Source organism: uncultured Corynebacterium sp., from assembly GCF_937999985.1.
Lineage (GTDB): Bacteria > Actinomycetota > Actinomycetes > Mycobacteriales > Mycobacteriaceae > Corynebacterium.
Genome location: NZ_CALLDG010000055.1, coordinates 1 through 4,593 on the forward strand (window position 1 = coordinate 1; position 4,593 = coordinate 4,593).

Annotated in this window: 2 protein-coding genes and 1 pseudogene; 2 read left to right on the plus strand and 1 reads right to left on the minus strand. The window is 61.7% G+C overall.

What is annotated here, in order from left to right:
• Positions 1-137 precede the first annotated feature (137 nt).
• Complete coding sequence (gene asnB / locus Q0331_RS02530; protein WP_298074595.1) at positions 138-2,075, minus strand: asparagine synthase (glutamine-hydrolyzing); 1,938 nt, start codon at positions 2,073-2,075, stop codon at positions 138-140.
• A 190-nt stretch (positions 2,076-2,265) separates the two neighbouring features.
• Here asnB and Q0331_RS02535 point away from each other — a divergent pair, with 190 nt between their 5' ends.
• Positions 2,266-4,026: a pyruvate dehydrogenase gene (locus Q0331_RS02535; protein ID WP_298074596.1), complete on the plus strand. Its 1,761-nt coding sequence runs from the start codon at positions 2,266-2,268 to the stop codon at positions 4,024-4,026.
• A 302-nt stretch (positions 4,027-4,328) separates the two neighbouring features.
• A pseudogene (locus tag Q0331_RS02540) lies at positions 4,329-4,593 on the plus strand (cytochrome B); the annotation flags it as partial.

Consider the following 4,593-nt stretch of genomic DNA (forward strand, 5'->3'; position numbering starts at 1 on the left):
TCAGCTAAGCGGCTCTAGCTCGAGCCCTTCGAACTCGAGTCCTTTTAATTAGTGACGCCCCCAAGGGAAGAATTCCCTCGGGGGCGTTTTCGGGTCTCTAGCGTCTAGAGCGGGGCGGCAGGCTCTAGAGGTGGGTCCTAGAGGTTGACCGGGTACTGGCGCTGGTCGATCTGTGGATCGATGCGATCCTCGACGAAGATGCCGTGCCAGACCATGAATGCGATGACGGTCCACAGTCGGCGGGAGTGGTCCGGGCCGGAGCCGGTGTTCATCGCCACGCGGTGCTCGTCCAGCATCTTCAGGACCTCTGCCTTGTTGAAGATGTGGTCGGTCTGCGAGGCCTCGATGTTCTCCTTGGCCCAGCCGTAGAGCTCGTCGCCGGCCAGCCAGTGGCGCATCGGCACCGGGAAGCCCAGCTTCTTGCGGTGCAGAACGTGCGGGGGCACGATGCGCTCCAGCGCCTTGCGCAGCGCGTACTTGGTGGTGCCGTGGGAGATCTTGAGCTCGTGGGGGAGGGTTTCCGCTACGTCGAAGACGACCTTATCCAGGAACGGCACGCGCAGCTCCAGGGAGTTTGCCATGTTGATCTTGTCGGCCTTCACCAGAATGTCGCCGCGCATCCAGGTGAACAGGTCCAGGTGCTGCATGCGGGCGACCGGGTCCATGTCCTTGGACTTCGCGTAGATCGGCGCCGTGACCTCGCGGTGGTCCCACTCGGGACGGATCTCGCGCAGTACGCGCTCTAGCTGCTGGTAGTTAAAGGAACGCGCGTTGCCGTAGTAGCGATCCTCCATTGGCATGGTGCCGCGCTGCAGCAGGGACTTGCCCCGCATGCCCTCGGGCAGGGCGTTGCCGACGCTGGACAGCACGCGCTTCAGCGGGGAGGGGATCTTGTCGAAAGGCGCCAGGCTCAGCGGCTCCTTGTAGATGGTGTAGCCGCCGAAGAGCTCGTCGGCGCCCTCGCCGGAGAGCACCACCTTGACGTGCTTGCGGGCCTCCTGCGCCACGAAGTACAGCGGAACCAGCGACGGGTCGGCCACCGGATCGTCCAAGTACCAGATGATCTTCGGGATCGCCTCGGCGTACTCCTCCGGGCTGACTACCTTAACGATGTGCTCGGCGCCGATGGCGGCGGCGGATTCCGCGGCCACGTCGACTTCGGAGTAGCCCTCGCGCTCGAAACCGGTGGTGAATGTCAGCAGATCCGGGTTGTGACGCTTGGCCAGCGCGGCGATGGCGGTGGAGTCAATGCCGCCGGAGAGGAAGGAACCGACCGTGACGTCTGCGCGCATGTGCTTGGCTACGGAATCCTCCAGAGCCTCGGCGATGCGCTGGAACACGGCTTCCTCGTCGCCGGCAGCGACCTTCTTGACCGGGAAGCGCGGCTCGAACCAGCGGGTTTCCTCGACCTTTCCACCGGGGGTTACAAAGCCGTAGCTGCCGGATTCCAGGCGACGGATGTGCTTGTGCAGGCTCTCCGGCTCCGGGACATACTGCAGATCCGTGTAGTGCGCAATGGCGCGGATGTCCAGATCCAGGTTTAGCCCTAGCTCTTCCGCCATCGACAGGATGCACTTCTTCTCCGAGGCGAAGACTGTGCCCGCCTCGGTGGTGGCGATGTACATCGGCTTGATGCCGAACTGATCGCGGGCCAGGAATAGCTTCTTTTCCTTGGAATCCCACACAGCGAAAGCGAACATGCCGCGCAGGTGGTTCACCACGTCGGCGCCCCAGTGGTGGAAGCCCACCACGATAGTCTCGCCGTCGCCCTCAGTATTAAAGGTATAGCCAGCTTCCTTGAGCTCCTCGCGCAGCTCGACATAGTTGTAGATCTCGCCATTGAACGTCAGTGCGTAGCGGTCCGCTTCGCCCTCCGGGCCCCACTGCAGGGGCTGGTGCGAGTGCTCCAAGTCGATGATGGATAGTCGGTTGAAGCCGAACACGACATCTTGGTCGTGCCACGTGCCGCTGTCGTCCGGGCCACGGTGGTGCATGCAGGGGAGTGCGCCCTCTACAGCCTCAACGAAATTTTCCGCGGCGCCGTTCGCCGCAATGATTCCAAGCAATCCACACATGCGTTCTGACTTTACGCGGATGGGGTGGAGGTGAGCTAGTTGCCACGGCGGGGAGCAGACCGTTTTAAGACTGAGTTATTGAGCACACGGGCTATCTAGCACCTGAGTGATGTGCATTACATGAATTCACTTCTGTGAGACTGTCTAGCGATCCATGCGTTGACGTAAAGCCCCGCGTAGCCTTGAAGGCATGGCTAAAAACTTCGCATCTCAGCTGGTAAAGACTCTAGAAAAGCAAGGCGTTAAGCGGATCTTCGGACTGGTGGGCGATAGCCTCAACCCGATTGTTGACGAGGTTCGCCAGTCCTCCATTGAATGGATCCACGTGCGCAACGAGGAAGCCGCGGCGTTCGCCGCCGGCGCGGAATCCCTCGTCACCGGTGATCTAGCCGTGTGCGCCGCCTCCTGCGGTCCGGGCAATACCCACCTGATCCAAGGCCTTTATGATTCCCACCGCAACGGTGCGAAGGTGCTGGCTATTGCCTCCCACATTCCGAGCGTGCAGATCGGCAGCCAGTTCTTCCAGGAGACCCACCCGGAGCAGATCTTCCAGGAGTGCTCCGGTTACTGCGAGATGGTGAACTCCGCAGCACAGGGGCCAAAGGTGCTGCACCACGCCATCCAGTCCACGCTGGCTGGCAACGGCGTTAGCGTGCTGGTCATTCCCGGCGACGTATCCTCCCAGGAAATCGAGGAGGAAGGCTTCATCGACTCGGTGTACGCCAAGGGGCGCCCCGTGCTGTACCCGGATGCCGAGGAAGCAGCCCGCCTGGCCAAGGCCATTAACGATGCCGAGACCGTTACTTTGTTCTGCGGTGAGGGCGTCAAAAATTCTCGAGAGCAAGTGCTCGAGCTGGCAGAGAAGATTAAGGCCCCGGTCGGCCACGCCTTCGGCGGCAAGATGCACATCCAGTACGACAACCCATTCGACGTCGGCATGTCCGGCCTGCTGGGCTACGGAGCGGCGCGCGAGGCGATGTACGACGCTGACCTGCTGATCCTGCTGGGCACCGACTTCCCGTACACTGACTTCCTGCCCACCGGCAACGTGGCGCAGGTGGACATCGACGGCTCCCACATCGGCCGCCGCACCACCATCGACTACCCGGTGGTCGGCGACGTCGGGGCTGTGATCGACACGATCTTGCCACACGTCGAGGAGAAGACCGACCGCAGCTTCCTGGATAAGCAGCTGCGCAACCACGCGCGGGCGCTGAACCACGTGGTGGACGCCTACACCAAGAAGGCGGGCAAGTCGAAGCCTATCCACCCGGAATACGTGGCCGATACGATCGACCGCCTGGCAGCCGAGGATGCCATCTTCACCATCGACACCGGCATGTGTAACGTCTGGGGTGCCCGCTACATCACGCCGAACGGTAAGCGTGAAGAAATTGGCTCCTTCCGCCACGGCACCATGGCCAATGCGCTGCCACAGGCGCTCGGTGCGCAGGCCGCGGATCGCGACCGCCAGGTGATCTCCTTCTCCGGCGACGGCGGCCTGGGGATGCTTATGGGGGAGCTGCTGACCGCCAAGCTGCACGACCTGCCAGTCAACATTGTGGTCTTTAATAACTCCTCGCTGGGCATGGTGAAGCTGGAGATGATGGTCGCCGGCCTGCCCGAGCACGAAACTGACCACGAGCACGTGAACTTCGCCAAGATCGCAGACGCCATCGGCATCAAGGCGATCCGCATCGAGGATCCGGCGGACGTGGAGAGCGGCATCAAGGAAGCTCTGGACTATGACGGCCCGGTGCTGGTGGACGTTGTTACCGACCCGAACGCGCTGAGCCTGCCGCCGAACATCACCTGGGAGATGATGATGGGCTTCTCCCGCTCCGCAACGCGCACCGTGTTTGAAGGTGGCGTGGGGCGCATGGTCGACCTGGCCCGCGCTAACCTGCGCAACATCGGCGGTGCCGGAGTGATCGAGATGAACAAGTTCTAGATGGGGTAGCGGAGGTGCTAGGGCGCTCTAGAGTGCCTTAGAGGTGCCATATAAGCCATCAGAAAGGCGGGAGTCGCGCACTGCGCGGGCTCCCGCCTAACCCGTGTGGGGGCAATGTGGGCAGTAGCCAACCCCGAAAAGGGAAATTCCCGATCCGCGATGGTGGCAATGTCCTGTTAATGGTCTAAGGTTCTTTAAGTGAAGTGGTTGTAGGTCTAACTATCGCGCGCGAACTGCAGGCGCGGGGCAGACCTCAAGGCCTACAACGCAAAGTGACGTGTGAATGAGGAAGGCAAACTCGCGTGGAACAGCGAAATAAGCACGGTTTGACTCGCCGTATTGGCCTCGCCGGTGTACTCGGTCTAGCTGGCCTGGTTCTTTCCGGCTGTACTGTCGCCCCGCCGGAGAACGGTTTCTTTAACTTCTTGCGTATGGGCTGGCCGAAGGGCATTACCCCGGAGTCCAAGGAAATGGGCAACCTGTGGGTGTGGGTCTGGGTCGTCGCCTGGATCATCGGCATCATCATGTGGGTGCTGCTGTTCGTGAACATGGGCACCTCTAGCGCCA

Bases quoted from the DNA above. Each gene is read 5' to 3' on its own strand.
- asnB (WP_298074595.1), bottom strand. From the start codon at position 2,075: ATGTGTGGATTGCTTGGAATCATTGCGGCGAACGGCGCCGCGGAAAAT.
- Q0331_RS02535 (WP_298074596.1), top strand. From the start codon at position 2,266: ATGGCTAAAAACTTCGCATCTCAGCTGGTAAAGACTCTAGAAAAGCAA.